Genomic DNA, 26,063 nt, shown 5'->3' on the forward strand with positions numbered 1-26,063 from the left:
ACCGTCATGGGCGGAGCGGCCCATGCCTGGGCGGCCAGCCGTAACGTTGACTTACAGGCACCAGAGGTGATCAGGGCAGGAGCGGGGCTGTCATGGGGGTCAGGCGCGGCGCGAAAGGCACGACGACGGCGATCGCCGCGCTGTGCCTGTCGCTCGCGCTCTGCCTGGCTGGCTGCGCTTCCCCCGACGGCGGCACTCCGGTCGGGTCAGGCTCCGCGCAACCGGCCTCTCCCGGCTTCGCCCACGGGACGCAAAAACCGGTCATCGGCCCGGTTCCCGCCCCCCTCCCCGCCCCTCCCCCGTATTTCAACCCGCCACCCGCGGCGTCGCTGCCAACCAAGGCGAGCCCGCAGGAACCGGCAACAGGGCCGGTTCCCGCGCCCCTCCCAAGCGTCGGCGAATCGACCGGAACCACCGTGTTTTTCGTGGCTATCGGCGACGGCGGCAACCACGGTGCGCGGTTCGGCTGCGACGACAGCCTCGTGGCCATCCAAGTCACCTCCCCTTCCGGCAGCGACCCGCTCGCCGTGGCCATGGGGCAACTTCTGGCGCCCGACGACACCGCGTCCCGGGCAGGTTTGTACAACGCACTCTCGGGCACCGCGCTGCACTACGTTTCGGGCTACCTCGACGGCACCACCGCCGTCGTGAACCTGAGTGGGTCGCTTCGCCCCGAAGGCTTGTGCGAGCAAACGCGGATCGAAACCCAACTCGCGCAGACCGCAGTGGCGGCCACGGGAGCATCCCAGGCCGCCATCTACATTGACGGGAACACCCTCGCGGACGTCCTGAGTTTGCGCCCAGGCGGCCAATCACTCGAATAGCGCATCCATGTCGGCGTAGCTCCGGGTGCCGGCGAGGCCCGACCAGTTTCCGTCCCCAAGGACCTCCCGGGCAAGCCTCGAGACCTTCGCGTACGCGGCCCTGGCAGTGCTGCCGCCAATGCTGATTCGCCGCACACCGACGTCGTGCAATTCTCCGGGCGACGGCGAACCCAAGCCTGCCAGCGCATTGAGCGGCACGCTGATCCGCCGGGAAAGTTCGTGAAGAATATGGAGATCCGCCAGCCCGGGCACGAATATTCCGTCCGCCCCTGCTCGCTGATAGGCATCCGCGCGACGTAGCGTTTCCTCATATGCGCTATCCGGAAACTTTCCGGACCAATATGTGTCCGTGCGCGCGTTGATGAACAGCCCGACACCCGCATCCTCGGCGGTCTGCCTGATCAGCGCGATGCGCCTGGACTGTTCGGCGATCTCGCTCAGCGGTTCGTCCGCCGAGTCCGCGATATTGATCCCGACGGCGCCCGCGTCCAGCACCGCTCGAACCGTGGCCTGGAGTTCCTCGTCAGTACGCCCGTAGCCAGTCTCGATATCCGCGGTCACAGGCAAGCGGGTGGCCCGGGCGATTCGCGACAGCGCATCCATCGCGAGTTGCCGTGGAAGGTGGTCGCCGTCCCGGTACCCCAAGCTCCAGGAGACGGCCGAGCTGGAGGTGGCCACCGCCGCCGCTCCCGCTTCCTCAACCATCAGCGCAGATGCCGCATCCCACGCATTCACCAGCACCAACGGCGCATGTGGCACGGCGTGCAGCTCGTGGAAGCGGAGCGCCTTGGATTCGAGTTCGGGATGCGTCGTCATGGCTCTATTCCAGCCTTCCTGCGTCCGGACGTAAAGCGCTTCGCACCGGGAATCGCAAAATCGAGATGAAACATCCGTTGCTCATTTGGCAACTCCGGGGAGTATCCTTTCACTGTGACCCACGAAACATTGGATGCCGGGCCCGAGTTGCCCGCGGAAGCAATCGACGCAATAGAGCGAGCAGCAACTGCCGCCCACCGCCACGAGGATCTTTTCTCGGAGCGCGCCGCCAACATCAAGCAGTCCGCCGTGCGTGACGTCTTCGACATCTCAATGCGGCCGGGACTCGTGTCCCTCGCTGGCGGAAACCCCTATCTGCAGTCCCTCCCCCTCGAGAAGCTCGGCCAAACCGCCGCCCGCATCATTGCGGAAGACGGTATGACGGCGCTTCAGTATGGCGGCGGACAAGGCACCGAGGAACTACGCACGCAGATTTGCGAAATCATGGCCGCCGAGGGCATCTTGGACGCCCGGCCGGAGAACGTGATCATCACCGCCGGTTCCCAGTCGGCACAGGACGTGGCTACGAAGGTCTTCTGCAATCCGGGCGACGTCGTCCTCGTGGAAAACCCCACCTACGTGGGCGCGCTGAACACCTTCGAGGCGTACCAGGTCCAGGTTGAGACAGTGGACATGGACGACGACGGACTGGTTCCGGAACTCCTCGAAGCCAAGATCGCGGCCCTTCAGGCCCAGGGCAAAACCATCAAGTTCCTGTACACGATCCCCAACTTCAACAACCCCTCCGGCATCACGCTTGCTCCGGCGAGGCGTCAGCGCATCGTCGATATATGCCGCAATGCGAATATCCTGGTGCTCGAGGACAACCCCTACGGTCTCTTGCGCTTCGACGGCAAGCCGCTGGAGCCAATGCGGGCCGCGAATGAACACGACGTCATCTACATGGGCTCGTTCTCGAAGATCTTTGCCCCGGGACTGCGTATCGGATGGGCCTTGGTACCCGAGCACTTGCAGCGGCGTTTCTACCTGGCGTCGGAAGCCGTGACGTTGTGCCCTCCCACCCTGAACCAGATGATCATCTCGGCATATCTCCGCGACTACGACTGGCGCGGGCAGATTGACACCTATCGGGCCCTGTACGAGGAACGCTGCAATGCCCTGTTGGTGGCGCTGGAAGAGCACATGCCTTCCGGCCTTAGCTGGACCAGGCCCGAGGGTGGCTTCTTCGTCTGGGTGACCCTGCCCGATGGCGTGGACACGTATCCGCTGCTCAAGAAGGCGATCGAGGCAGGGGTCGTGTTCATCCCCGGCGCGGCGTTCACGCACTCCGACCAACCATCCAACAAACTGAGGTTGGCTTTCAGCGCAGTGCCACCGGAGTCCATCGCCGAAGGCGTCCGCCGATTGGCGCCGGTTTTGCAAGAAGCCATCGATGTCATCAGCAAAGGAGCAGATATATGAGCGGAATAGTCCTCGTCGGAGTCGACGGTAGCGCAACAGCAAGGCGGGCAGCCGATTCGGCAAAGAATTTGGCAACCGCACTGGGCGCGGAACTGCGCGTCATCACTGCTTTTGAAGGCGCCCACGTGGAGGTCGTCGAAAGCGGCGGCGACAAATGGATCCTCTCCGACGCCGACGCTGCGGAAAAGGTAGCCGCCAAGGTGGCTGCCGAACTCGCCTCCGACCAGCTGACCACCAGCTACGGAGCCGTCTTCGGCAAAGCCGGAGAGGCCCTCGTCAAGGAAGCAGAACGTGTGGGTGCCCAAGTGATCGTGGTAGGAAACCGCCGCATGCAGGGACTGGCCAGGGTCCTCGGCAGCGTTGCCAACACGGTGGCGCACAACGCGCCGTGCGACGTCTACATCGCCAAGACGGACGAACCGTAAGTCGTCAGGATCACGCGTTGTGGTGGGCGGTCTCACCCCGATTTAGGCCGGGCGGCTATGATGCCGCCGGTAAAATTGAAGTGGCCCCCAAGGGTGCGAGCCGCCCATCACAACAACCCGTAGGGGATCCCTTTTGCTTAGTCTGCAGCCGCGCCAACGCGTCGGACACGACATTCTGCTCGCGCGCCACGGCAACCACATCAGTTCCATGCGCTTCGACCGGACAAATGACCGCGTCGTGGCACTTCTCGACGACGGCTCGGTAGACAGTGCCCCGAACTTGATTTCCCCGCTGCTCCAGATGCCGGAGACCTTCCGCAGCATCCTTCGCTCCGACTGGAAATTGTTGTTTGTGGTCGCCTCCGCCATGCTCGCAGTCGGAGCCCTGGCCATGGTGTTGTCGTTTGGAATGATCGGCAGCATGAACGACCAGCAACTGCACGACCTCGCGCTCAGCTACACGTCCTACTAGCCAAGCCATCCGCGCAGGGCCCACCAAAGTCCCGCGATGACCACGCCGCCGAACAACGATCCGGCGATGACCTGGGCGGGAGTATGTGCCCGTAGGACGACGCGGGACCAGCCGACGGCCGGGACCAGAAGCAACAGCGGCAACCACGCCGGACCGAACATGAGAGCCGCAATCACTGCGGCCGCGGAAATTGCCGAGGCATGGCCGCTTATTTTCCACACGAGGCTGACGGCGGCCAACACAGCGATGCCGCCAATCAGTGCAAGGATCATCTCTGAGACGCTCGTTGGAGCGTTGATGAGATTGAGGACCAACAACCCCACAACCACGGACACGAGCGCAAGCATCAGCAAGGGCGCACGTTCCGTGCGATCGCTGACGTGGTGGTCGCTGAGTTTTCCGAGCCTCACCATGATCAAGACGTAGGCAAACGGCAGCACGCACACAAAGAACGCACCCAGGACGCCGAACCATATTGTCCCCGGGAAACCCGGTTGCACCGCAGGGCTGATAAGCAGCAGGACGGATACGACGGCGGGCGGCTGGAAGACTTCCGTCAGGGTCCGGGCAACCCGGCGCCGCTCTCCCATGATGCCGATCCGCCCGTCCTTGATACCGATTTGCTCAGTCAAGCAGCAGCGCCGGCTCTTCGAGGATTGACGCGACGTCAGCCATGAAACGGGCAGAGAGGTCCCCGTCCACAACCCTGTGATCGAACGAACCGCCGAGCGTTGTGATCCAGCGGGGGATGACCTCGCCGTCGAGCACCCAAGGCTTTTGCTTGATGGTGCCGAACGCGACGATTGCCACCTCACCGGGGTTGATGATGGGCGTTCCAGTGTCGATGCCCAGGGCGCCGATGTTCGTGATGGTCAGCGAGCCCCCCTGCATTTGCGAAGGCTGGGTCCTGCCCGCCCGTGCCGTGCTGGCTAGCTCATTGAGCGCGAGCGCCAGCTCCTTGAGGGAAAGGTCCTGGGCATCCTTGATGTTCGGAACCATGAGCCCGCGCGGGGTTGCCGCGGCAATGCCGAGGTTCATGTAGTGCTTGACGAGGATCTCTGCATTTCCGTTGCCGTCGGCATTGTCCACCCAGGTCGCGTTGACACTCGGATTGCGCGCCGCAGCCCAAATCACGGCCTTGGAGAGAATCAGCAGCGGGGATACCTTGATGCCTTCAAAGTCCCTGGAGGCTTTGAGCCGCTTGACGAATTCCATCGTGCGGCTGGCATCGACGTCAACGAAGATGCTCACGTGCGGTGCCGTGAAGGCCGACTCGACCATGGCCTTGGCGGTGGCCTTGCGGACGCCCTTGACGGGAATCCGTTCCACCCGCTGATCCTGCGGCTTCTTGGATGCACCCCAGAACTTGTCCGCTTGGTCCACCTCGGCATCGCGCTGCGACTGGTAGCTGACCAAGTCCTCGCGGGTCACCTCGCCACGGGCTCCCGTGGGAACGACGTCGGCCAGGTCAATCCCCAGGTCGCGGGCGATCTTGCGCACTGGAGGCTTGGCCAACACCCGGTTGACGATGCCGCTGACCGTGGCGCCGAGGCCGGCGAGACCCGGTGTCTGGTTTGCCGGAGCAGTGGGTTCGACTGCGGGCTCAACGGCGACACGTTCGACGGCGGCGGGTGCCGTGTTCGCCGCGGCCGCAGGGACGGCGGTAGCGCCTTCCGGGCGCTTGCGCGGGCGGCGCTTGACGGCGTCGGCCTTCGGACCGGAGCCAACCAGCGGACCGCCAGCGGGACCGCCGTCGGACGTTCCGGCGTCGGACGTTCCTGCGTCGGCGGGCAACTTGCCGTACATCGAGGCTTCGAAGACCTGTTCCGCCGCAGGCGCGGCGGTTGGGGCCGGTACGGCCGCGCTAGGAGCCGCAGGCTGTTCGGCGAGCGGCGCAGCAAGGGCTGACGTGGACGCTGTCTCGCCCGGCGCATTGTCCGAAATGCCGATAATCGCCGTTCCCACTTCAACCGTGATGCCTTCGGCAACGAGCAATTCCGCCACGGTGCCGGCATACGGGGACGGCAATTCCACGAGGGACTTGGCCGTCTCGATCTCGCAGATGACGTCGTTGATGGCAACGGTGTCGCCGGGCTTGACCTTCCAGGAGACGATTTCTGCCTCGGTCAGGCCTTCGCCGACATCCGGCAGGTTGAATTTCTTAACAGTCACTTAGGTCCTCGATCTCGGCTGGCCCGTCCGCGTTGGGGCGGGTGCAATCAGGGGCGGCTAGTAGGCCAGGGAACGGTCCAGGGCTTCGAGGATCTTGTCGATGTCCGGCAAGTAGTCCTCTTCCACCTTCGCCACGGGATACGGCATGTGGAAACCGCCCACGCGGATCACCGGAGCCTCCAGGTGCAGGAAGGCGCGCTCACTGATCCTCGCGGCGATCTCGCCACCGATTCCCCCGAACGTCGGGGCTTCGTGCGCGACGATCAGACGGCCGGTCTTCTTGACCGAAGCGGTGACGGTGTCGAAGTCGATGGGGGAAATTGAGCGTAGGTCGATCACCTCGATGCTGCGCCCGTCCTCTTCCGCGGCCGCCGCGGCGGCCAGCGCCACCGGTACCAGCGGCCCGTAAGCAACGATCGTTGCGTCGGAACCTTCGCGGAGGACGTGCGCCTTGAACGGGTCCGACGCCGGTCCCGGGTTTTCGGTGTCCACCTCGCCCTTGAGCCAGTAGCGGCGCTTGGGCTCGAAGAAGATGACCGGGTCCGTGCAATCAACGGCCTGCTGGATCATCCAGAAGGCGTCGTGGGCATTGGACGGAGTGATGATGCGGAGGCCGGCAGTGTGGGCGAACAGCGCTTCCGGCGATTCCGAGTGATGCTCGATCGAGCCGATCCCGCCACCGTAGGGAATGCGGATGACCACGGGAACAGTCAGCTTGCCGCCGCTGCGCGAGTGCATCTTGGCCAGTTGCGTGGTGATCTGGTTGAAGCCCGGGAACACAAAGCCATCGAACTGGATTTCGCAAACGGGACGGTAGCCGCGCAAGGCCAGGCCGATGGCCGTGCCGACGATGCCGGACTCGGCGAGCGGAGTATCCACAACCCGGTCCGCGCCGAACTCCTTGATCAGTCCGTCGGTCACGCGATAGACGCCACCCAGCGGCCCGATGTCTTCGCCCATGAGCAAGGACTTCGGGTTATTGGTGAGCGACGCGCGCAGGCCTTCATTGATGGCCTTGGCAATGGTCATGGTGGTCATCAGTTGCCCGCCCCTTCTTCCTCGTCGCCTTCGAATCCGGCGGAGTATTCCTCGAACCAAGCAAGTTCCTCGGCTACCAGGGGGTGCGGCTCGGCATAGACCCCGGCGAATGACTCGCGGAAGTGGGGGCCCTGGAGATTTTGGGTGGTGCTACGGACATGAGCAGCGAGTTCATCGCCGTCAGCCCTGACTTGCTCAAAGAAAGCTTCGTCGGCCAGGCCCTCGTTGCGAAGGTATTTCTCCAGGCGATCCAAAGGATCCTTGCCCCGCCAGGCGGTTTCTTCGGCGGATTCGCGGTACTTCGTGGGGTCGTCCGCCGTGGTGTGCGCGCCAACACGGTACGTATAGGCCTCAATGAGCACCGGACCGCGGCCTTCGCGGGCGTGTTCAAGCGCCCACTCCGTGACTGCGTGGACTGCGATGACGTCGTTGCCGTCCACTCGGATGCCCGGGAAGCCGTATCCCTTGGCCCGGTTGAACAGGGGGACCTTTGTCTGGACCTCGGTGGGGACTGAGATGGCCCAGTGGTTGTTCTGGCAGAAGAACACCACGGGAGCGTTGTAGGACGCCGCGAAGACCATGGATTCATGGACGTCGCCCTCGGAACTGGCGCCGTCGCCGAAGTAGGCCACAACGGCAGCCTTCGGCTCGTTGGAACCATTGGCTTCCGCGAGTTTCTGGTCGCGCTGGATTCCCATGGCGTACCCAACGGAATGCAGGGTCTGCGCCGCAAGCACGAGGGTATAGAGGTGGAAGTTGTTCTCGGTGGGATCCCAGCCACCATTCGAAATTCCGCGGAACAGCTTCAGGAGCTCCGCCAGATCCACATCCCGGGTCAGTGCAACGCCATGTTCCCGGTAGGTGGGGAAGATGTAGTCCTGCCGCTGAGTGGCGCGTCCGGATCCGATCTGGGCGGCTTCCTGGCCCGTCAGGGGAACCCAAAGGGCCAACTCACCTTGACGCTGGAGGGCCGTGGCCTCCTGGTCGAAGCGGCGCACCTTGGCCATGTCGGCGTAGAAGCCCCGGAGTTGCTCAGGATCAAGGCGCTTGGCGTAGTCCGAGAAGACCGGATCCGTACCTAGCTTGCCGTCCGGCCCGAGCAGCTGGATCATCTCGGCAGCGGGATCGCTTGAAGCGCCTCCCACGGGAGACTGCCGATCGAGTCCCGTTCCGTTGATCCCGGGGGTGGGCAATTGAGTTGCGCCCATTCCGTCTCCTTGCCTGCCGCAGCCCGATGCTGAGCAATATTCGCTGATATATGCCGATTCCGGAATGCATTCCGGAATCGGCATATCTTGGCTTTCGTCCCTTACTTTATCCGCAGTAAGGGACGCAGGGGCATTTGTTAACCGCTAGGAAGGCTGCGGCGCTTTTGTATAGGACGCACAGAGTTCCAGGAATCGGGTATTGGCCTCGACTTCTCCGATGCTGACCCGGACGCCCTCGTTGCCGAAGGCCCGCACGGACAATGCCCGTTCGCCTGCCAGTCCGGCAAATTCGGCACTATTCTCTCCAAGGTTCAGCCACACGAAGTTCCCTTGAGCCTCGGGCACGAACCATCCCAGCTCCCGGAGTCCTGCGGTCACCCGGTCCCGCTCATCGACCAGGCTTTGTACCCTTTCAACAACTTGGTCGAAATACTCCAACGAAGTAATGGCGGCGCGTTCGGCGATCTGCGAGACGGCAAACGGCGTTGCCGTGACGCGCAGGTACTGGGTGAGATCCGGGCCGGAAATGCTGTAGCCAACGCGCAGCCCCGCAAGGCCATGCGCCTTGGAGAAGGTGCGGAGGACCACGACGTTGGGGTACTTGCGGTACAGCTTGATGCCGTCCACGGCGTTCTCGTTCCGGACGAACTCCTGATATGCCTCGTCGATGACAACCACGACGCCCTCCGGCACTGACTGGATGAACCGTTCGGTTTCCTCGGCGGTGAGGATGGGACCCGTGGGGTTGTTCGGCGTGCAGAGCAAAATCACCTTGGTACGGACGGTGACAGCGGCCGCCATGGCCTCGAGGTCGTGGCGGCCGTCGGAAAGCAATGGAATCTGGACGCTCTCAGCCCCTGCCAGCCCTACGCTGATCGGGTAGGCCTCGAACGAGCGCCACGCATAGATGACCTCATCTGATTTGCCGTCGTGGTTCTGCCCGGCAAAGGTGGAAAGGATCTGGTTCAGGGCTCCGAGGCTTCCGGCACCTGTGACGACGTCGTCAGCGGGGACACCCAGGAAGTCGGCGAGCGCCGTGCGCAGCTTGGTGGACAGCGGGTCCGGGTATCGGTTGATGTCCGACTGGTCAGCAATCGCCTCGAGCACAGCGGGAATCGGGGGTAGCGGGTTTTCATTGGATGACAGTTTGTAACTGGTCAGGCCATCGATCGCTACGGGAGGCTTGCCTGCAGCATATTTGGGGAGCCTGTCCACAACCGGGCGGGGACGCACGCCCTCCGGTGCGTTGTCAGAAGAATTCATGGCACCAGCCTACTTGCAGGCCTCCGGGCCATGCTGGGAAGCTCTCCGGCCGGCGCATGCGAAGGCCGGCGCATGTGAAAGCATGGGCGTATGGGTTCATTCATTGTGCGTGTCCTGATCAACGGGCTGGCCCTCTGGGTTGCCAGCTGGATTCTGCCCGGGTTCAATATCTCGACCTCTGCAACTACCAACGCCGTAAGCAACGCGGGGGTCACCCAGGGCGGCGACACCGTGGGCGTGGTACTTGCCTATCTCTTCATAGGGCTCATTTTCGGGATCGTCAATGCCTTGGTCCGGCCTTTGGTCCGGCTGCTCTCCCTCCCGATCACTACCCTCACCCTCGGGCTCTTCACGATTGTCATCAACGCGGCCATGCTGTCCCTGACGGCGTGGCTCAGCAGCTACACGCCGGTACACCTGACCATCGACCGTTTCTTCTGGACAGCGGTTCTCGCCGCGATCATCATCAGCCTGATCTCCATGGTGGCCAGTTGGATTCCGGGCGGTAGCAGGCGGTAAGGCGCCCGAGGCGAGCAAGCACGGCCACTTCCTCATCGCCCTCCCCGCGGGGCCGTCGTCGCTTCGCGGCTCAGCTTGAACCGGCTCACCTTGGCCACTCCGCCAACGCCAAGTATCCCGCCCAGAGTGGCGGTGGAGGCCGCGAGTGACGGATCGGAACTGAGCTGCACCTGTTTTGCCCCTTCCTCGTAGCGTGAGAGCTTGTGCGCCGGGCCGATACCCTGGTCTTCGCCGGGTGCCAGGCTCACCGGATTGGTCATGGTCACCGTGACCCGGTCTTTGGTATCCGGATTCGCTTTGCCGTCCGCCCCGGGAACCCAATCCTGTTGGTGCTCGAGGTGCAGGCTCCCGATCCCGGCCTGAGGGGTGATCCCGCCAACGGGTGATCCGGCGGTCACCACGAACTTGAGGTCAAACTCGGCGAGGAAGGCTTTGTCCTGACTCAGGTTCATGGCATGGATTCCGCCTTGGCTGTGGCCCACTGCCACCACCGTTTCGCCGGCTGCGGCTCCTGCCTCGAGCAAGGCCTGGCGGATGGCCTTGCTGGTTTCCGCCGAGTTGTAGCCGAGCGCTTCTGCGATCCCGGCCTCGTCCAATGGATTGTTGCCTCCGGGCGGATTGCCCGGCTGGGTGCCCGGAATCAAGACCACCCATGCCTTGCCTTCGCCCTTATCTATCCGCACCACTTCTATTTCGCCTTCTGAAGTGGCACTGACGTGATCCAGTTCCCGGAGCATTCCTGCTGCGGACAGGTCCACGCTCTTGGTGGTGGTCTCTGTCTGGCTGACTGAAATGGGACGAGGCCTGAGGAAAGACAATGCGGGGGCCGCCGCGATTGCCCTCAAGACGGCGCCGACATCAGTGGGCCCGACGATCGCCCCTGCAAGGTTGGCCGCTGCCGGGGGTAGCCCCATCATCTGCTCCAATATCCGGCTCAGATCGCGGACAGCTCCTTCTGTTGCGTCCCTCAGGCCAAGGTCCAAGGCATTTAGGCCGGTCCCGAGGATCGGCACCCCCATGCCCATTCGCAGCCTGATCGCAGCGTGTGATTCAGCAAACCCGTATTCACGGTGGCTTGCCCTGACACCTTTGCCGATCCGCTGAAGCTGTTCGCGGACCCGCCCAATCTCCCGGCCACTCTCCCCGACCGCGATGATTGCGCTGCTCCCGCTCGCGTACGACGATTCCTGGTGTGGGAAGAGGGCCACTTTGACCGCTTCAGCTTCCACTTCAATCGCCTGCAGTTGGAGCACGAGCCCGTCCAGCGCGGCTGCGCCGGCGAGCAGCTCTTCAAATTGGAAGCGGATTCCGCCCACTCCGCCGCGTATCCGCAAGCTGCCATCCGGCTCGGGTGTTCGAGGCTGGGGAGTTCCGCCCGCGCCGACGGGAGCAACCTCGGCCATCAGAGGCCCGGCTGGAGTTTCGACGCCACATTCCGGGAATGGCGGAGGGTCACCGCAGCGGCCTCGCGCAAGGCGTCACGCCCCCTTCGAAGGGATGCGGCCTGTAATGCCAGCGTGGTCCGATAGGCGCGGCCGGCCGGCGACTCCCATTGCTCGAGTTGCAACTGAGCCAGCCTTGCAAGGGCTGCGTCGGCTTGGTCCGCGCAAACGCTCATCCGCCATCCGAGCTTCTGGATTTCCGCGCCTCGTGAAATACATTGCGGCGAATCCAGATCCGTTCCCCCGGCCGCCATAAGAATGCCGCTCAAGATGTTGCCCTCCTCTGTGTCCATTGATGTTGTGGCATTGACGCTACGTTGCGCTCCGGTGGCACGGAACCGATGTTGTCGGCTATGTGGATAACCTGCCGGAAACGCCGGGGTGAAGGGGAAGTCAAAGTGTTTTGCACATAGAGAAGTCCGGCTTAATGGCGTGAGCCGAGTTCATGAAAGAATTGCCTCATGCCTGAAACCGTCGCCGCCGCTGTTACCCGTACGCCCTCTGGACGCGTTGCTCTCGCCGCGTCGCCGGAGCCGATCGCACTGGGCCCCCTGGACGGCCGGTACCAGTCCGCCGTCGCTCCCTTGGTCGACTACTTGTCCGAGGCCGCGCTCAACCGCGACCGCGTGGCCGTCGAGGTCGAGTGGCTCATCCACTTGACCAGCAACAACGTACTTCCAGGCGCCGGTCCCTTGACCGCCGAACAGCAGGAGAAGCTGCGCGCCATCGTCACCGAGTTCGATGCCGCTTCGGTCACGGAACTCGCTGACATCGAAGCCGTCACGGTCCACGACGTCAAGGCCGTTGAGTACTACATCGGTCGCCGCCTCCCCGCGATCGGCATCGAGAACCTCACCGCGATGGTGCACTTCGGCTGCACGTCGGAAGACATCAACAACCTTTCATACGCCTTGGGCGTCAAGGGTGCCGTAGAAGATGTCTGGCTCCCTGCCGCAAGGGCCTTGGTGAAGCAGATCGAAGCGATGGCCGAGGAGAACCGCGCCGTCCCGATGCTTTCCCGCACGCACGGCCAGCCGGCAACTCCCACCACCCTCGGCAAGGAATTGGCAGTCATCACGCACCGCCTGAGCCGCCAGCTGGACCGCGTTTCCAAGACCCAGTACTTGGGCAAGATCAACGGCGCTACCGGCACGTATGCCGCACACGTCGCTTCCGTTCCCGGCGCCGATTGGCAGGCCGTATCCCGTTCCTTCGTCGAAGGCCTCGGACTCACGTGGAACCCGCTGACCACCCAGATCGAAAGCCACGACTGGCAGGCCGAACTCTACGCGGACGTCGCCCGCTTCAACCGCATCCTGCACAACGTCTGCACGGACATCTGGAGCTACATCTCCATTGGCTACTTCCGCCAGATCCCTGTCGCCGGCGCCACCGGTTCCTCTACCATGCCGCACAAGGTCAACCCGATCCGCTTCGAAAACGCCGAGGCCAACCTGGAGATTTCCAACGGACTGCTGGACACGCTGGGCGCCACGCTGGTCACCTCCCGTTGGCAGCGGGACCTCACCGACTCTTCCTCGCAGCGCAACATCGGCGTCGCATTCGGGCACTCGCTCCTTGCAATCTCGAATGTCGCCAAGGGGCTGAAGGCCCTTGACGTCGCCGAGGAGGTATTGGCAGCCGATCTCGACACCAATTGGGAAGTCCTGGGCGAAGCGATCCAGATGGTCATGCGCGCCGAAGCCATCGCCGGCGTCGAAGGCATGGAGAACCCGTACGAGCGGCTCAAGGATCTCACCCGCGGCCAGCGCGTCGATGCCGTCCGCATGCAGGAATTCGTCTCGGGACTGGGCCTGTCTCCCGATGCCGAGGCACGCCTCCTGGCACTTACTCCAGGCAAGTACACCGGCATCGCGGATCAGTTGGTGGACCACCTGAAGTAGAGGCAACATGGACCCTGCGTTTCCGAATCGATGTAAGGAACTGTGTCAGCATGAGGCTCTTGCTTATCCGTCACGGGCAAACCCCCGGAAACGTCCTGGGCCAGTTGGACACGGCGTTTCCCGGTCCGGGACTGACTGATCTCGGCGAACGTCAGGCCGCCGCGCTCCCCGCGTCACTTGCGAACGAGGACATCACGGCCATCTATGCATCCACGCTGGTCCGCACCCAGCTGACGGCCGCCCCGCTCGCAAAAGCCCTCGGGCTCGAGGCCACCGTACTGCACGGCCTGCAGGAGATTGAGGCCGGGGCTTTGGAGAAGCTCACCGACCACGAATCGCACCACCGGTACATGAGCACTGTTTTCGCCTGGACCGACGGTGAACTGGATGTCCGCATGCCGGGAGCCGGTGACGGACACGAGTTCTTCGCCCGCTACGACGCCGCCATTGCCAAGGTGGCAGCGGCAGGCGACCAGACCGCCGTCGTGGTCAGCCATGGTGCCGCGATCCGCTGCTGGGCAGGCCGCCGTGCCGCGGATGTCGGCCGCGAGTTCGCCGCCACCCACCAGCTGCAGAACACCGGAATCGTGGTGCTCGAGGGCGACCCGGAGACCGGCTGGCGCCTGCTGCACTGGGATCAAAGCCCGGTCGGCGGGCTTGCCTTTGCCGACCAGACGGTCGAGGACCCGACCGGCGACGCCGTCGAATGACGGCTGCCTAGGGCCGACCCCAACACCGGGTATTTCTCCGGACGCTTACGCGGAGGAAACACCACGGTAACCCCCGCTTCTTAGGCTTGATTTGCATAACCCCCTCCGGCGAAAGAGGTTCCGATGCAGACCAATCCGCGGCTCAACATCAGACAGGTCACGTGGGCCAATCCGGTGGGTGCAGATCTCCGCGCGGCGCAACAAGCGGAATTGGACGCACGTTTCGGCAATTCAGACCACGAGCCCGGGCCCGCGCCGTCGGAAGCTGACACGGCGGTCTTCGTCGTCGCGTACGAAAAGTGCTCGGGCCAGCCTTTGGGCTGCGGAGGGCTCCGGATTCTGGACGCCGAAACCGCGGAAATCAAGCGGCTATACGTCGTCCCGTACGCCCGGGGCTCAGGAGTGGCCAGTTCCATCCTCGCTGCGCTTGAGGCGCAGGCACATGCCCACGGTTTCAGCGTGATCACTGCGGAAGCCGGGTCGGCCCAATCGGACGGTCGCAGCTTCTACGAGAGCGCCGGCTTCTCGGCCATACCCAATTTCGGGCCCTACATTGGTGTCAGCCACTCGCAGTGCTACGCCAAGCCGATCGATTCGCACAGCGCATCGCACACGGCGATGGCCTAGCGGACAGGCCCGCACCGGGCCGCCCTCTGGATGCAACCGTCACCGGATCAATCCAGGCTGCGTCCGCCCTGTCCCAGGTGAGCTCGATTCATGGCTTCGATTTCTTCATCGCTCAGGTCGTCGAAGCTCTTGGCCTCGTGTTTGTCGCTCCGGGAGAACCGGACGAACATCAGGATGATGAGGGGCAGATCCACGGTCTCAGCCAGGAACCACATCAAGTCTCCGGCGAGTTGCTGGTCGCGCAACGGTGAGGGGAACCAGGCTGGCTGATTGCCCAAAACCGACGTGGCGCCGTCGAGGATTCCCGGACTGAGCCGCATCAGGACCCCGGGCACTGCGTCGGCGAGCAGCTCAATGAATACAAAAATGAATTCGACCACAATGAGCGATCCGGTGCGTCCTGCGCCGTCTTCCATGATCGGCACGGTCATGAGGAGTCCCATGACGGGCACCAGCAGGGTCAGGATGACGTCGGCGGCGGGGTTGGTCCGGAGCACGTAGAAGAACGGGGTCAGGAAAAGCGTGAACATGGCGAGGCCCAGAAGCGCCGCCACGAGCGTGTTGCTGAGCATGCGGACAAGCCGGTGCCGCAGGACGGCTTCCAGCCTTGCCGCCCCCACGGGGCCAAGGGTCTGCCGTGCAAGTGTTAGCGGCTTGCCCAGGCCGATCAACAGCGGAACCACAAAGAGATAGGACGTCACTTTGAGGGTGAAGGCCCACCGCAGATCGTGGCTGTAGGTTCCCGGGAATCCGAAGCTCAGTGCCGCGAAACTGCCCAGGCCGAGGACGAAGAAGGCAAACGAGTTCCACAGGGGCCAGCGGATATCCCGGCGCTTGGCGCCCATCAGGCCCTTTAAATACAGGGCGACCGCGGCTACAAGAATGACCAGGGCGGGCCAGTTCATTGACCACGCGCCCAGCACGGCATCCAGCGGTGGCATGGTCAGCGGCCCCTGCCGGAAGGCGGGGCGCTCAGCCCGGCGCTACGGTGGGTTTTGTCGATCTTCATGGTGTTCCTCCAGCGCATTCCCGGTGTGCCGCATGGTGCGCGAATCGGCGTTTCGTGTTGTGCCCTGAACCGGGTGCACCGTATCCATGTTACGGAGTCCCGCCCAGCATGGCACGCCGCAGGAGACGCGGGCGCCTGGCCTCCGCTAATCTCGCATTATGGAAAAGGCTGACATCACGTTCCGGACCCGCAAGTGGATACGTCCGGAGGACCTCAACGCCAACGGCACGCTGTTCGGTGGAAGCCTGTTGAAATGGATCGACGAGGAAGCGGCAATCTACGCCATCCTCCAACTTGGAAACGGTCGGGCCGTCACCAAGTACATCTCCGAAATCAACTTCGTCAGCTCGGCCGTCCAAGGCGATCTGGTGGAAATGGGCCTCACGGCTGTCCGTTTCGGCCGGACGTCACTGACCATGCGTGCGGAAGTGCGCAACATGATCACCCGCGACAGCATCCTGACCATCGAGGAGATCGTGTTCGTCAACCTCGGGCACGACGGCCGGCCGGAACCGCACGGCTACACGGAAATCACCTACGACCGCGACCGCATCCCCACGCACCACTTGACGCAAGCGCTCCAAGAGGACTGAGCTGGCGGCCGCGAGATTCGCGGCCGCCAGCTTGTTGCGGTCAGCGCCTGTCGAAGGTGAGGCCACCCGGGACCTGGAACGTCGGCATGAGTTCCAGCATGCCCACATTGACGTGGCGCGGGGTTTCGATGGCGTAGTCGAGCGCGTTGACGATGTCGTCAGTGGTCAGCGACTCGTAGCCCTCGTAGTACGTCTTCCATGCTTCTTCCATGGCTTCGGGCGTGCCGCCCATGTTCCGGCCGAAGATCTCGGTTTCCACCCGGCCCGGGCAGATCTCCGTCACGCGGATGCGCTTGCCGACGGTGTCGTTCCGGAGCTGGCGGGAGATCTGGTGCACGGCGGCCTTCGTGGCGTGGTACACCGTGTGGCCGTAGAAGTTGTAGACGCCTGCGATCGAGCTGATGTTGATGATGTGGCCAAGGTCGCGCTCCACCATGCCCGGCAGGACCAGCCGCGTGAGCTGGAGCAGGCCTCGAAGGTTGACGTCAATGAGCTCGTCGATGTCCTGTTCGGACGAGTCCAGGAGGTTGCCGGGCCGGGAAACTCCGGCGCAGTTGACCAGGACATCGACCTTCAGCTCGCTCACGACGGCGGTCAGGGCCGCCGTGTCGGTCAGGTCCACAACGTGCGGGATGGCACCCGTACGATCGGCGAGTTCGCTGAGGCGTTCCTCGTTGCGGGCAACTGCGTGAACAGTCAGGCCCCTCTTGGCCAGCCGCTCGGTGATCGCGGCACCCATACCGGTTGACGCTCCGGTGACGAGGGCGGTGTTGTAGTCGGAAAAAGACATCTGTTCTCCAAAAGGTGGGACTGGAAGGCACAAGCTGTGCCCGGAGGTCAGCGGCGACTAAGCGTCGCGCAGGGGTTCGTGTGCCCGGTCCTTGACCGTGCTCACGGCTGCAAGCGTGCCGAGGGCCGTGATGACCGCGTAGAAGGCCGGCATGTAGATGTTGCCAGTGCTGCTGATAAGCCAGGTCATCAGCAACGGAGCAGTTCCACCGAAGAGCGCGGAGGAAATGTTGTAGCCGAGGCCGTAGGCGGAGTACCGAACCCGGGTGGGGAACAGCTCAACGATCAGGATGTGGATGACGGCCGTGTGGCCCGCGAAGACGATGGCCATGATGGAGGCACCAAGGATGGCCAGGCCCATGTTGCCCGTTGCGATGAGGGCGTAGGACGGGATGCCCAGGATGGTCATGGCGATGGCGGAGCCGGCGATGACCTTCTTGCGGCCGATGCGGTCGGAGAGGGCGCCCATGAAAGGAATGGCGATGCAGATGACAACCAGGCTGCAGGCGGTGATGAACAGCGCCTCGCCGATGGTGAAGTTGAGCTGCTTGCCCTTGAGGAACGTGGGCATGTAAGAGAACAGGACGTAGTAGCCGGAGCCGTTCATGAGCGGGATGAAGAGGGCCAGAACCATGGCCCGGCGGTGCTCAGCGGACTGGAAGGCTTCCTTGAGCGGGTTCTTGGACAGGCCGCCCTCTTCCTTGAGCTTTGTGAAGTTGGGGGTGTCCGCGATGGCCTTGCGGATGTACCAACCGATGATGCCCATGGGAATGGCGACCAGGAACGGAATGCGCCATGCGAAGGAGCCGAAGCCACCGCCGTCGATCGCCGACTGGGTGAGCCAAGGAGACATGGAGAACGCCACGAGGGTGCCGGTGAGCAGTGCTGCGAACGACGCGATCTGTGCGTAGGAGGTGATGATGCCGCGCTTGCCTTCGGGGGCGTGTTCAGCGAGGAAGGTCATGGCGCCGGCGGCCTCGCCACCGACTGAGAAGCCTTGCAGGAGCCGCAGCAGGACCAGCAGGATGGGAGCTGCGATGCCGATGGCCGCGTAGGTGGGCAGGATTCCGATACCTGCGGTGGCGACGCTGATCAGCAGAATGACGAAGACCAGTAGCTTTTGCCGGCCGATCCGGTCACCCAAGTAGCCACAAACAACTGCGCCAAGGGGCCGGACGAAGAACGAGACTGCGTAGCCGGCGAACACGAACAACAGGGCGTTGTCCGGGTTGCCCGGGGCAAGGAACACCAAGGCAAGCGTTCCGGCCATGAAGGCGAAGATGCCGTTGTCATAGAGTTCCACGAAGATGCCAACGCAGCCTGCGGTGACAACCTTGCGCGTTTGACGGCCTGTGAGCCGTTCATGCTGCACTTGCGCAGCGTTGGTGTTTGCGGTCATGACATTTCCTTCTTGATGTTGAGCGTAGCAACGCCTATTGGTTTTGACGACAGGTTTTTAGCTGCATGCCGCAACCGGGAGGTCCTGCCACTGGGGTCGGCATCCAATGCCAAGTAGTCCGAAGACTGTGTTGACGGATTCGCGGAGGGTTTCAAGCTGCGCCCGCGAACGCCGGTGGGCGGAAGTTGCCTCCGCCACTGTTGTTTTCCTGAAGTGGACCTTGTCGCCCGGGCGGGCTTGCGCAAGGACGTCCAGGCCATTACTGGTAACCACTGCGAGGACTGGATAGCCGGCAGTGACGCCGCGTCCCCGATGCAGCACCAGCAACTCTTCCCGGGAAGGAACTTCGACGGCGCCTACCGGGACGCCGCGCGAAAGCACTTCACCGCTTGAGGTTCTTTCGGGGAGTTCGCCGCCGAGCCTCAGGCCGATGTGATTGCTCCGACCACTCACGGCGTATTCCGAGGTGAAGAGCAGCTCGGCGGAACCGCCGAATTCGGCGACATCCGGCCCATCAGTCACATCGACCATCAGTTGCTGCCCCATGCTCGGCCGTTCCAGGCCAAGCCGGAAGAGCGGAAGGTCGAAGTACGGTTGGCGAACAGGGCCCACGCTGCGGCGGGTCAGGAGTGTGGTTCCTTCCTTGAGCTGCAGGCCGAAGCCCACAACGGTGTCCGGAGCACAACTGCCCAACAGCATCGGCGCCTCCACGGAGCCGTGGATGGCCAGGTAGGCACGAAGGCCCCGGTTGATTCCCCGGATGGCCACCGTCTCGCCCGCGCGGACCGAAACCGGTTCCCACTGGGTGCAAGGACGCCCTCCGACGGTGAGCGTCAGCGGAGCGCCAGTGACTGCGATGAGGATGTCCGAGTTCGCTTTCATCCTGAAGTCGAGGGCCGTGATCTCCACCAGGGGATCGTTGTCCAGGTTGCCGGCCAGGATGTTGGCGGCCCGGGCCGAGTACTGGTCCAGGGCCCCGTTCACGGGAAGTCCGAAGCGCGGTCCACGGAACCGGCCAAGGTCTGTGACCACGGCGTTCCCGGGTTGCTGGATGAAAATGTGCCCGCTCATGGCCTTGGTTCCAGTTCCTGGCCGACGTAAGAGTCGAACTCTCCGGCCTCGATACTGCGGAAACGGAGAATGTCGCCTGGCTTGTAAGGCACCAGTGGTTCGCGGCGAATATTAAGGACGGTCAAGGGAGTCTGACCGATCACGCACCAGCCACCGGGCGCTGACGCTGGTGCGATGACGGCTTGGCGTCCGGCCACAGCCACGGCTCCTGCCGGGACGCTGAGCCGGGGATCCTTGAGGCGCGGCACGGGCTTCGGGAACGCGGGGCCATCCATCATCGGCGAGCCGGCCGGCGCGCCGAGGCAGCGGACGGTGTAGGTCTTTTCAGTGTGGAGCCGGATGACTTCTTCGGTGGAGATGCCCTGATAAGCGGCGACATTCTCCAGGTCGGGGCCGAATTCGCCGCCGTACACCACGGGAACATCAAACGCACGGGGTGCCGCTGCGCTGCCGTCTGACCGGCCCATTTCGAGGAGTCCCAGCTTCACGAACGCGCGCACCTGACGGGCAGACACCAGCACAGGGTCGAATTCCACGAGCACGGAGTCGTAGGTGGGTACCGCGCCGTGAAGTCCCTCGGCACCGCAGCTTTCCAGCCAGTCGGCAAGACGGTGGACCGTGAGCCAGTTGTCCTCGCTTGCTTCGGCAAGTGCGACGACGCGCAATGCGGAGTCTCCGGATTCGTAGATCTCGGTGGGAGCCGCCGTGAGAACGGACATGTCAGGCCGCCTTCCTCTTGGCATCCACGACTTCGGTCAACGGGGCGATGCGCACGCCTGCCGAAATGAGCTCCGAGCGGATGAGCCGGGCGAGCCCGACGGCGCCGGGGTTGTCTCCGTGAAGCAGGACAGTGTCCGTGGAGATGTCGATGTCAGTGCCGTTCGCGCACCGGATCTTTCCTTCGCACACCATGCGCACGGTCCGCTCGACAATGGCCGAGGGGTCGTGCAGCACGGCGCCGGGCTGGCTGCGCGGGACCAGCGTCCCGTCTTCCTGGTAGGCGCGATCAACGATGCCCACGATGGCCACGTCGAGGCCGGCGGAACGTGCGGCCTTGGCCAACTCGCCCTCCTGCGCGACCACGATGAGTTCGTTGTCCACGCGGGCGGCCGCTTCGGCCACGGCCGCAGCGTAGTCCTCACGGACGGCGACGAGATTTCCCAGCCGGCCGTGCGGCGCAAGGTGGGTCACCTTGGTTCCATGGAAGGCGGCGAAGCCATTCAGGGCTCCCAACTGGTAGAGCACGTCCGCACGCACCTCGTTGGCAGTCAGGCCCATGTCCCGGCGCCCGAAACCACGCAGGTCGGGGAAGCTCGGATGGGCTCCGATACCCACTCCACGGCGAACGCATTCAGCGACGGTGGCGTCCATGATGTCGGGATCGCCCGCGTGGAACCCGCAAGCGATATTGGCGCTTGAAACGATCTCCAGAAGATCGGTGTCGCTGCCTATGGTGTAGGCACCGAATCCCTCTCCAAGATCCGCTACAAGATCAATTATCGGATTCACGTGGTTCTCTTTCCGTGGTTCTGCATTGGGCCGGTAATTCCATACGAGCGGGTGGAATATCGGAAGAATTGAGCTGCCCGCCCGATTGGAAGTGTTTAGCTGAAATTCTTCAATCAGAGGTACTGCGGTAATTCTTTGGTGATAGAAGTCTCGCACCCAAGAAGTTCGGGCACAAAGACCTATTCGCTATCACGGGATAGCCTCCGGTTATGACCTACGGCACACCTGTCGCCGGCAGGGACCGCTTGCCGCCGCGGGCGGTGGGCGATATGCCCGAAAGTCTCATAGGGTGCTCTTTACGTGACGATCGATTTGCGGGGCAGCGCGCCAAGTGCGTCTATATTTGGGTATCGGGACAATTCGGTTGATGGGGAGTCAACGAACTGCCAAGTAATGCTTGGGGAACGCCACCATGGGGATGTGGGTCTCAAATTTAGTAGCTGAGAGACAGGTCACACAAAGACGGATTGTGTGTCCCTACATAGAATTTCCTTATGGCATCCTGGCCCCAATGAGGGCTTGGAGGAAGGCAGACCCATGGACACGCGGAAGCTCTCGTATTTTGTAAAGATCGTCGATTCGGGGAGCATCACCAAGGCGGCCGCTGCGCTCCATGTCGCCCAGCCTGCCCTCAGCCAGCAGGTGTCGGCGCTGGAAAGCGATTTGAAGCAGCGACTCCTGATCCGCAGTAAGCAAGGAGTCGAGCCAACCGCCGCGGGACACACCCTCTATCGCCATGCCCAGACCATCCTGCGGCTCGTGGAACAAGCCAGGCTGGACGTGGCGGCATCCGGGGCGGCGCCGTCGGGCAGGGTGTCCATCGCTATCGCGCCGTACAGCATGGCTTCCAGCCTGACGCCGCAGATCATCCGCGAGGTCGGCCGGCGATACCCGGACATCGTGGTCCACCTGACCGAGATCTTCGGCGGGGTGCTGAGCGAGGCAATCAAGAACGGCCGCCTCGACATGGCCCTGATCTACGAGCCGGGAAAGATCCGTGGAGTGCAGTTCACCACCATGATTGTGGAAGACCTGCACCTGGTGACCCATGAAGACGTCGATGTGGCGCAGGGACGCTCTACTGTCACTCTTGAAGAAGCCAGCACCCTTGGACTATTCCTCCCCGAAAAGAACCACACCTTGCGCCAGATCATCGAGAAGGGTCTGGCCGATCAAGGCTTGCCGCTGCGGCTCGTAGGAGAAGTGGAGTCGGTTCCCTCTCTGGTCCGGCTCATCCGCGCAAACCTCGGGGCCACCGTGCTTCCCAAATCCGCCGCTGATGCGCTCCTCCCCGAGGAGAACTTCAAGGTCCTGCGGATCGTCGAACCGGCCCTGCAGAGCAAGATTGCCTTATGCACCCCCGACCATGAGCCGCTGTCCGAAGCCGCCTCTGCCGTGCTCATCCTAGTCAAGGAGATGCTGCAGCAGCAGCTGATCAACAAGTACGCGGCCGATCCATCCGGGGCTTGATCCATCCATAACATTGCCTTATCCGGACAGACATCTTTGGTCTTATTCACGGGCGTTTTTATTTCCTAATATCGAATTAGCAATCAATTCGAAAGCGGTTCGCGGATTCCGTGAACCCAATCAAAGGAACAGCGGTGAAAAAGATCAGCCAGACCCGGTGGGCTTCGAATCCAACCCTCGGAACGATCAGCGCACGGACAGGATTCCACTGCCCAAGGAATGGTTTCTGGCGTCCCTTGGGCGGCGTGGGCGAACCCCTCTTCGTCTTCGAAGGAAGCCTCATGCCGGCTCACGCCGGACACAGCATCGAGTGGCACCTGGTCGACGCCCGGCCAGGACACCCCGGACTAGACTGACCCGGCTTTCCACCCAAGGCGCCTTGCCCCAGGCAGGGCGCCTTCTGCGTGCCCGGAATCGGGCACGCAAATGGCCGGCCACCGTATCCGGTGACCGGCCTGAGCGTGCCAATCAGTCTTCGACCAGGAGCCCCTTGGCCTTCAGCTTTTCCGTCAGCCCGCACAACTCAATGGTGGTGCCTCCGGCGTGGTAGGCCTTGATGAGCTCGCGTTCGGCGTCGTCCCGGGCCTGGGAGAGCGCGATGACCTCCTCGGCTTCCTCACGGCGCACCACTACGACGCCGTCAGCGTCACCGCGGAGGATGTCGCCCGGGTAGATGATTTCATCGCCGAAAACGAGGGGGTGGTTGATCGGCCCAAGGGTTTCCTTGACCGTGCCTTTGATGCAGACGCTGCCTGAGAACACCGGGAGGCCCAGTTCGATGAGGTCCTGGGTGTCACGCACACCGGAATCCGTCACCATGGCCGCGATCCCCTTGGCCTTCATGGCGTTGCCCAAGACGTCGCCGAAGGTTCCGGCGTCGGAGAATTCCTGCGCACCGACCAGGACCACGTCGCCGGCCTGGGCGTAGTGGATGGCGACCTGCAGCATGAGGTTGTCCTGCGGCGCGCAGGCCACGGTCACGGCCGGCCCGCAGAAGGACATGGAGCGGTCGATCGGCTTGATCTTCGAGCTCAAGGCGCCGCGGCGGCCCTGGGCTTCGTGGATGGTCGCGGAGGAGAACGCCGCGAGGCGGCTGACGACGTCGGCGTCCGGCCTCTGGAACTTTGTCTTGACGTGGATCATTTCCTGAATCTTTCTCTTGGCTGGCTCTGGGGTGCCTGTAGGGCTTAGTTGAGGGCGCTGACTGCCTTGTGGATCGAGTCCACGCCGGCGTTGATGGTCTCCAGCGATGTGGCGAAGGAGATCCGGAAGTAAGGGCCAAGGCCATACGCCGAGCCCTGGATGACGGCGACCGCGGCCGCGTTGAGGAGGTACATCGTGAAGTCCTGGTCGTTCTCGATGACCGTGCCGTCCGGAGCTGTCTTGCCGATGACGCCGCTGCAGTTCACGTAGGCGTAGAAGGCGCCCTCGGCGGGCGCAACGGAAAGTCCCTCGATGGCGTTGAGGCCTTCGACGGCGACATCCCGGCGCTTGCGGTACACCTCCACGCTGTCCCGGACGAACGACTGGTCCCCGTTCAGCGCGGCTGCCGCCGCTGCTTGGCTGACCGACGACGGGCAGGAGGAGGTCTGCGACTGCAGCTTGTTCATCGCTGCGATCAAAGGCGCCGGACCCACACCGTAGCCAAGGCGCCAACCGGTCATGGCATAGGCCTTGGAGACGCCGTTGACCAGGAGGATGCGGTCGCGGAGGGACGGAACGGCAGTGACGAGGCTCGTCACCCGGCCGTCCCCGAAGTGGATTTCGTCATAGATCTCATCGGTGAGGACGTAGACGTTCGGGAATTCCTCAAGGACGGAGCCGAGCGCCTGCAGTTCTTCGCGTGAGTACACCGCGCCCGTCGGGTTGGACGGAGCGTTGAGGATGAGCCACTTGGTCTTGGCAGTGATGGCTTCGCGGAGGACGCCCGGGGTGAGTTTGAAGCCGGTGTCTTCTCCGCAAGCGACGATCACGGGCGTGCCGTCGTTGGCGAGGACCATGTCCGGGTACGACACCCAGTACGGTGCCGGGACGATGACCTCGTCGCCGTCGTTGAGCGATGCCATGAGCGCAACGTAGATGACTTGCTTGGCGCCGCCGCCGATGGTCAGCTGGTTCGCTGCGTAATGCACGCCGGTGTGGCTTTCAATCCGACGGAGGATGGCGGCCTGCAGCTCGGGCGTCCCAGTCACCGAGGTGTATTTGGTCTGGCCGGCGTTGATCGCTTCGATAGCGGCCGCCTTGATGTGGTCAGGGGTGTCGAAGTCCGGCTCGCCGACGGTCAGGTCGATGATCGGGATGCCTTCGGCTCGTAGTTCACGGACGCGGGCGGCGGCCGCAACGCTCGCTGAGGACTTGATGCGTGTGACCCTCGACGCCGGCAGGTACTCGGACATTTGTCTTCTCCAGAATCGTGAAACTCAGGATTCGGGTGTCGAATCCCCAATTTCGAGACTAGGCACTGCCGGGCGCCGTGGATAAGACCTAATGTGCGTGGATCAATAAGAGAGTCTTATGACCCCCTGTCCCGTATGGGAATTCCACGCACCATTCGGGAATTTTGTGTCCCATATGGGGAATCTTCTATGCACTTTCCTTATGGGTTCACGCGGTATTGGTATTTCCGCAGCCCTGCGAACGGGGCCTAGATTCTTCAGATCAGGGAAGCCGTGATCCATCGGGACCGGGTCGGAAAGGGAGTACATGCAAGCTCAACCAGGGTCCACTCCCCGCCGCTCGACAACCGGCAGGTACACCTACCGCGCCAAGGCGCCAGTGGAGCGTGAAGACCGCACGCCGGCCACCGGTGAACACAACAAGCTCATCCATTCGCTCACAGCCCATAAGCAACTCCTATCTCAAGCGACAAGCGCCATCCGGGCATTGACCGCTGCCCGGAACGAGATGATCGCCCAGGCCCTTGAAGACGGGCTCACCTTGGCCACAATTTCCGCGCTGACCGGGGAAAATATTCGGGCCGTCCGAACTATCGGTTTGGCTTATGACGACCTTCACCCGAGCGAGCTTCCGCGAGGCGCGCACGTGGATGGCCTGAGGGCGAAAAGCGAGCAACTCAAAGCAGCCGAAAGGCACCGCGACCAGATCGTTAATCAGCGGGAAGCGTTGATTGTCACTGCGCTCCGCACCCAAGCTTGCGATGAACTTGAACTTGCTTCGCTGACCGGCCTCACGCCCGACCATATCCGCAGGTCAACGCGGGGCATCGCGCGCTCCGCCTAGCTTCCACGGGCCAGCCCAGACGGCGCCCCTAACCCAACTGACTGACAGTTGTTGTCGTTATGAGGCGTCAAAACGACAACAACTGGGAGTTAGCGGATGAGCGCCGCTGGTGCGCCGTGGGCCGGGAAAGTATGCGTCTGG

At 63.2% G+C, this 26,063-nt stretch carries 28 protein-coding genes; 12 read left to right on the forward strand and 16 right to left on the reverse strand.

All coding sequences use genetic code 11. The annotated features are described in order from the left end of the window. Positions 1 to 92: 92 nt before the first annotated feature. Positions 93 to 824 carry a GerMN domain-containing protein gene (locus tag QRN45_RS19205; protein ID WP_284764315.1) on the forward strand — a complete coding sequence of 244 codons (732 nt, stop codon included), beginning with the start codon at positions 93 to 95 and terminating at the stop codon, positions 822 to 824. Here QRN45_RS19205 and QRN45_RS19210 read toward each other — a convergent pair. Continuing rightward, on the reverse strand, positions 813 to 1,640 hold the full coding sequence (locus QRN45_RS19210; RefSeq protein ID WP_284764316.1) for an isocitrate lyase/PEP mutase family protein: 828 nt from the start codon (positions 1,638 to 1,640) through the stop codon (positions 813 to 815). The genes QRN45_RS19205 and QRN45_RS19210 overlap by 12 nt on opposite strands. Before the next feature lie 114 nt (positions 1,641 to 1,754). On the opposite strand from QRN45_RS19210, the gene QRN45_RS19215 reads away from it, so the two are divergent. The 3 genes from QRN45_RS19215 to QRN45_RS19225 all read left to right on the forward strand — a co-directional run bounded on the left by QRN45_RS19215 (position 1,755) and on the right by QRN45_RS19225 (position 3,959). After that, complete coding sequence (locus tag QRN45_RS19215; protein WP_241709733.1) at positions 1,755 to 3,062, forward strand: aminotransferase-like domain-containing protein; 1,308 nt, start codon at positions 1,755 to 1,757, stop codon at positions 3,060 to 3,062. Beyond that, positions 3,059 to 3,487, forward strand: coding sequence for a universal stress protein (locus tag QRN45_RS19220; protein WP_241709734.1), 429 nt, complete (start codon positions 3,059 to 3,061; stop codon positions 3,485 to 3,487). Before QRN45_RS19215 ends, QRN45_RS19220 begins: the two co-directional genes overlap by 4 nt. Positions 3,488 to 3,620: 133 nt before the next feature. Beyond that, complete coding sequence (locus QRN45_RS19225) at positions 3,621 to 3,959, forward strand: hypothetical protein (RefSeq protein ID WP_284764318.1); 339 nt, start codon at positions 3,621 to 3,623, stop codon at positions 3,957 to 3,959. On the opposite strand, the gene QRN45_RS19230 is transcribed toward QRN45_RS19225, so the two are convergent. From QRN45_RS19230 to QRN45_RS19250, 5 genes are all read right to left on the reverse strand, one after another. Continuing rightward, the gene (locus QRN45_RS19230) at positions 3,956 to 4,549 is read right to left on the reverse strand and encodes a phosphatase PAP2 family protein (protein ID WP_284764326.1); all 594 of its coding nucleotides are present in this window, start codon (positions 4,547 to 4,549) and stop codon (positions 3,956 to 3,958) included. The genes QRN45_RS19225 and QRN45_RS19230 overlap by 4 nt on opposite strands. A gap of 34 nt (positions 4,550 to 4,583) precedes the next feature. Next, positions 4,584 to 6,131: a dihydrolipoamide acetyltransferase family protein gene (locus QRN45_RS19235; RefSeq protein ID WP_284764319.1), complete on the reverse strand. Its 1,548-nt coding sequence runs from the start codon at positions 6,129 to 6,131 to the stop codon at positions 4,584 to 4,586. 57 nt (positions 6,132 to 6,188) lie between these two features. Beyond that, on the reverse strand, positions 6,189 to 7,169 hold the full coding sequence (locus QRN45_RS19240; protein WP_241709737.1) for an alpha-ketoacid dehydrogenase subunit beta: 981 nt from the start codon (positions 7,167 to 7,169) through the stop codon (positions 6,189 to 6,191). After that, positions 7,169 to 8,377, reverse strand: coding sequence for a pyruvate dehydrogenase (acetyl-transferring) E1 component subunit alpha (gene pdhA / locus QRN45_RS19245; protein WP_241709738.1), 1,209 nt, complete (start codon positions 8,375 to 8,377; stop codon positions 7,169 to 7,171). The genes QRN45_RS19240 and pdhA overlap by 1 nt, the downstream gene beginning before the upstream one ends. A gap of 144 nt (positions 8,378 to 8,521) precedes the next feature. After that, the gene (locus QRN45_RS19250) at positions 8,522 to 9,640 is read right to left on the reverse strand and encodes a histidinol-phosphate transaminase (RefSeq protein ID WP_241709739.1); all 1,119 of its coding nucleotides are present in this window, start codon (positions 9,638 to 9,640) and stop codon (positions 8,522 to 8,524) included. Between the two features lie 90 nt (positions 9,641 to 9,730). On the opposite strand from QRN45_RS19250, the gene QRN45_RS19255 reads away from it, so the two are divergent. Then, the gene (locus QRN45_RS19255) at positions 9,731 to 10,159 is read left to right on the forward strand and encodes a phage holin family protein (protein ID WP_241709740.1); all 429 of its coding nucleotides are present in this window, start codon (positions 9,731 to 9,733) and stop codon (positions 10,157 to 10,159) included. 32 nt (positions 10,160 to 10,191) lie between these two features. On the opposite strand, the gene QRN45_RS19260 is transcribed toward QRN45_RS19255, so the two are convergent. Next, positions 10,192 to 11,562 (reverse strand): hypothetical protein, encoded by a 1,371-nt coding sequence (locus tag QRN45_RS19260; protein ID WP_241709741.1) that lies wholly within the window; start codon positions 11,560 to 11,562, stop codon positions 10,192 to 10,194. Further along, positions 11,562 to 11,870: a hypothetical protein gene (locus QRN45_RS19265; RefSeq protein WP_241709742.1), complete on the reverse strand. Its 309-nt coding sequence runs from the start codon at positions 11,868 to 11,870 to the stop codon at positions 11,562 to 11,564. The genes QRN45_RS19260 and QRN45_RS19265 overlap by 1 nt, the downstream gene beginning before the upstream one ends. A 192-nt stretch (positions 11,871 to 12,062) precedes the next feature. Here QRN45_RS19265 and purB point away from each other — a divergent pair, with 192 nt between their 5' ends. From purB to QRN45_RS19280, 3 genes are all read left to right on the forward strand, one after another. Further along, entirely contained in the window at positions 12,063 to 13,505 is a 1,443-nt protein-coding gene (gene purB / locus QRN45_RS19270; RefSeq protein ID WP_241709743.1) for an adenylosuccinate lyase, read from the forward strand. A 50-nt stretch (positions 13,506 to 13,555) separates the two neighbouring features. Next, positions 13,556 to 14,215, forward strand: a complete 660-nt coding sequence (locus QRN45_RS19275; protein WP_241709744.1) for a histidine phosphatase family protein — start codon at positions 13,556 to 13,558, stop codon at positions 14,213 to 14,215. 123 nt (positions 14,216 to 14,338) lie between these two features. Beyond that, complete coding sequence (locus QRN45_RS19280; RefSeq protein ID WP_241709745.1) at positions 14,339 to 14,842, forward strand: GNAT family N-acetyltransferase; 504 nt, start codon at positions 14,339 to 14,341, stop codon at positions 14,840 to 14,842. Between the two features lie 47 nt (positions 14,843 to 14,889). Here the strand turns inward: QRN45_RS19280 and QRN45_RS19285 are convergent, their stop codons facing one another. Continuing rightward, positions 14,890 to 15,783 carry a cytochrome c oxidase assembly protein gene (locus QRN45_RS19285; protein ID WP_241709746.1) on the reverse strand — a complete coding sequence of 298 codons (894 nt, stop codon included), beginning with the start codon at positions 15,781 to 15,783 and terminating at the stop codon, positions 14,890 to 14,892. 226 nt (positions 15,784 to 16,009) lie between these two features. Here QRN45_RS19285 and QRN45_RS19290 point away from each other — a divergent pair, with 226 nt between their 5' ends. After that, entirely contained in the window at positions 16,010 to 16,444 is a 435-nt protein-coding gene (locus QRN45_RS19290; protein WP_078107214.1) for an acyl-CoA thioesterase, read from the forward strand. Between the two features lie 40 nt (positions 16,445 to 16,484). Here the strand turns inward: QRN45_RS19290 and QRN45_RS19295 are convergent, their stop codons facing one another. The 5 genes from QRN45_RS19295 to QRN45_RS19315 are packed head-to-tail and all read right to left on the reverse strand — an operon-like array spanning position 16,485 to position 21,212. Next, on the reverse strand, positions 16,485 to 17,234 hold the full coding sequence (locus QRN45_RS19295; protein ID WP_078107213.1) for an SDR family oxidoreductase: 750 nt from the start codon (positions 17,232 to 17,234) through the stop codon (positions 16,485 to 16,487). A gap of 57 nt (positions 17,235 to 17,291) precedes the next feature. Continuing rightward, a complete protein-coding gene (locus QRN45_RS19300; protein ID WP_241709747.1) occupies positions 17,292 to 18,632 on the reverse strand; it encodes an MFS transporter in 1,341 nt (446 codons plus the stop codon). A gap of 57 nt (positions 18,633 to 18,689) precedes the next feature. Next, the gene (locus tag QRN45_RS19305) at positions 18,690 to 19,703 is read right to left on the reverse strand and encodes a 5-oxoprolinase subunit C family protein (protein ID WP_241709748.1); all 1,014 of its coding nucleotides are present in this window, start codon (positions 19,701 to 19,703) and stop codon (positions 18,690 to 18,692) included. Further along, positions 19,700 to 20,422, reverse strand: a complete 723-nt coding sequence (locus QRN45_RS19310; RefSeq protein ID WP_241709749.1) for a 5-oxoprolinase subunit B family protein — start codon at positions 20,420 to 20,422, stop codon at positions 19,700 to 19,702. Before QRN45_RS19310 ends, QRN45_RS19305 begins: the two co-directional genes overlap by 4 nt. A gap of 1 nt (position 20,423) precedes the next feature. Continuing rightward, the gene (locus QRN45_RS19315) at positions 20,424 to 21,212 is read right to left on the reverse strand and encodes a LamB/YcsF family protein (RefSeq protein WP_264637091.1); all 789 of its coding nucleotides are present in this window, start codon (positions 21,210 to 21,212) and stop codon (positions 20,424 to 20,426) included. A gap of 537 nt (positions 21,213 to 21,749) precedes the next feature. Between QRN45_RS19315 and QRN45_RS19320 the strand changes: the two genes are divergently transcribed. Then, positions 21,750 to 22,682, forward strand: coding sequence for a LysR substrate-binding domain-containing protein (locus tag QRN45_RS19320; RefSeq protein ID WP_284764323.1), 933 nt, complete (start codon positions 21,750 to 21,752; stop codon positions 22,680 to 22,682). A gap of 134 nt (positions 22,683 to 22,816) precedes the next feature. After that, positions 22,817 to 23,038, forward strand: a complete 222-nt coding sequence (locus QRN45_RS19325) for a hypothetical protein (protein WP_241709752.1) — start codon at positions 22,817 to 22,819, stop codon at positions 23,036 to 23,038. A 112-nt stretch (positions 23,039 to 23,150) separates the two neighbouring features. Here the strand turns inward: QRN45_RS19325 and QRN45_RS19330 are convergent, their stop codons facing one another. Both QRN45_RS19330 and QRN45_RS19335 read right to left on the reverse strand, forming a co-directional pair. After that, a complete protein-coding gene (locus tag QRN45_RS19330; protein WP_059388748.1) occupies positions 23,151 to 23,825 on the reverse strand; it encodes a 4-carboxy-4-hydroxy-2-oxoadipate aldolase/oxaloacetate decarboxylase in 675 nt (224 codons plus the stop codon). Between the two features lie 44 nt (positions 23,826 to 23,869). Beyond that, positions 23,870 to 25,078 (reverse strand): aspartate transaminase, encoded by a 1,209-nt coding sequence (locus QRN45_RS19335; protein ID WP_241709753.1) that lies wholly within the window; start codon positions 25,076 to 25,078, stop codon positions 23,870 to 23,872. A 307-nt stretch (positions 25,079 to 25,385) separates the two neighbouring features. Here QRN45_RS19335 and QRN45_RS19340 point away from each other — a divergent pair, with 307 nt between their 5' ends. Continuing rightward, on the forward strand, positions 25,386 to 25,922 hold the full coding sequence (locus QRN45_RS19340; protein WP_284764324.1) for a hypothetical protein: 537 nt from the start codon (positions 25,386 to 25,388) through the stop codon (positions 25,920 to 25,922). Positions 25,923 to 26,063 lie beyond the last annotated feature (141 nt).

This window comes from Arthrobacter sp. efr-133-R2A-63 (genome assembly GCF_030209795.1).
GTDB lineage: Bacteria > Actinomycetota > Actinomycetes > Actinomycetales > Micrococcaceae > Arthrobacter > Arthrobacter bambusae_A.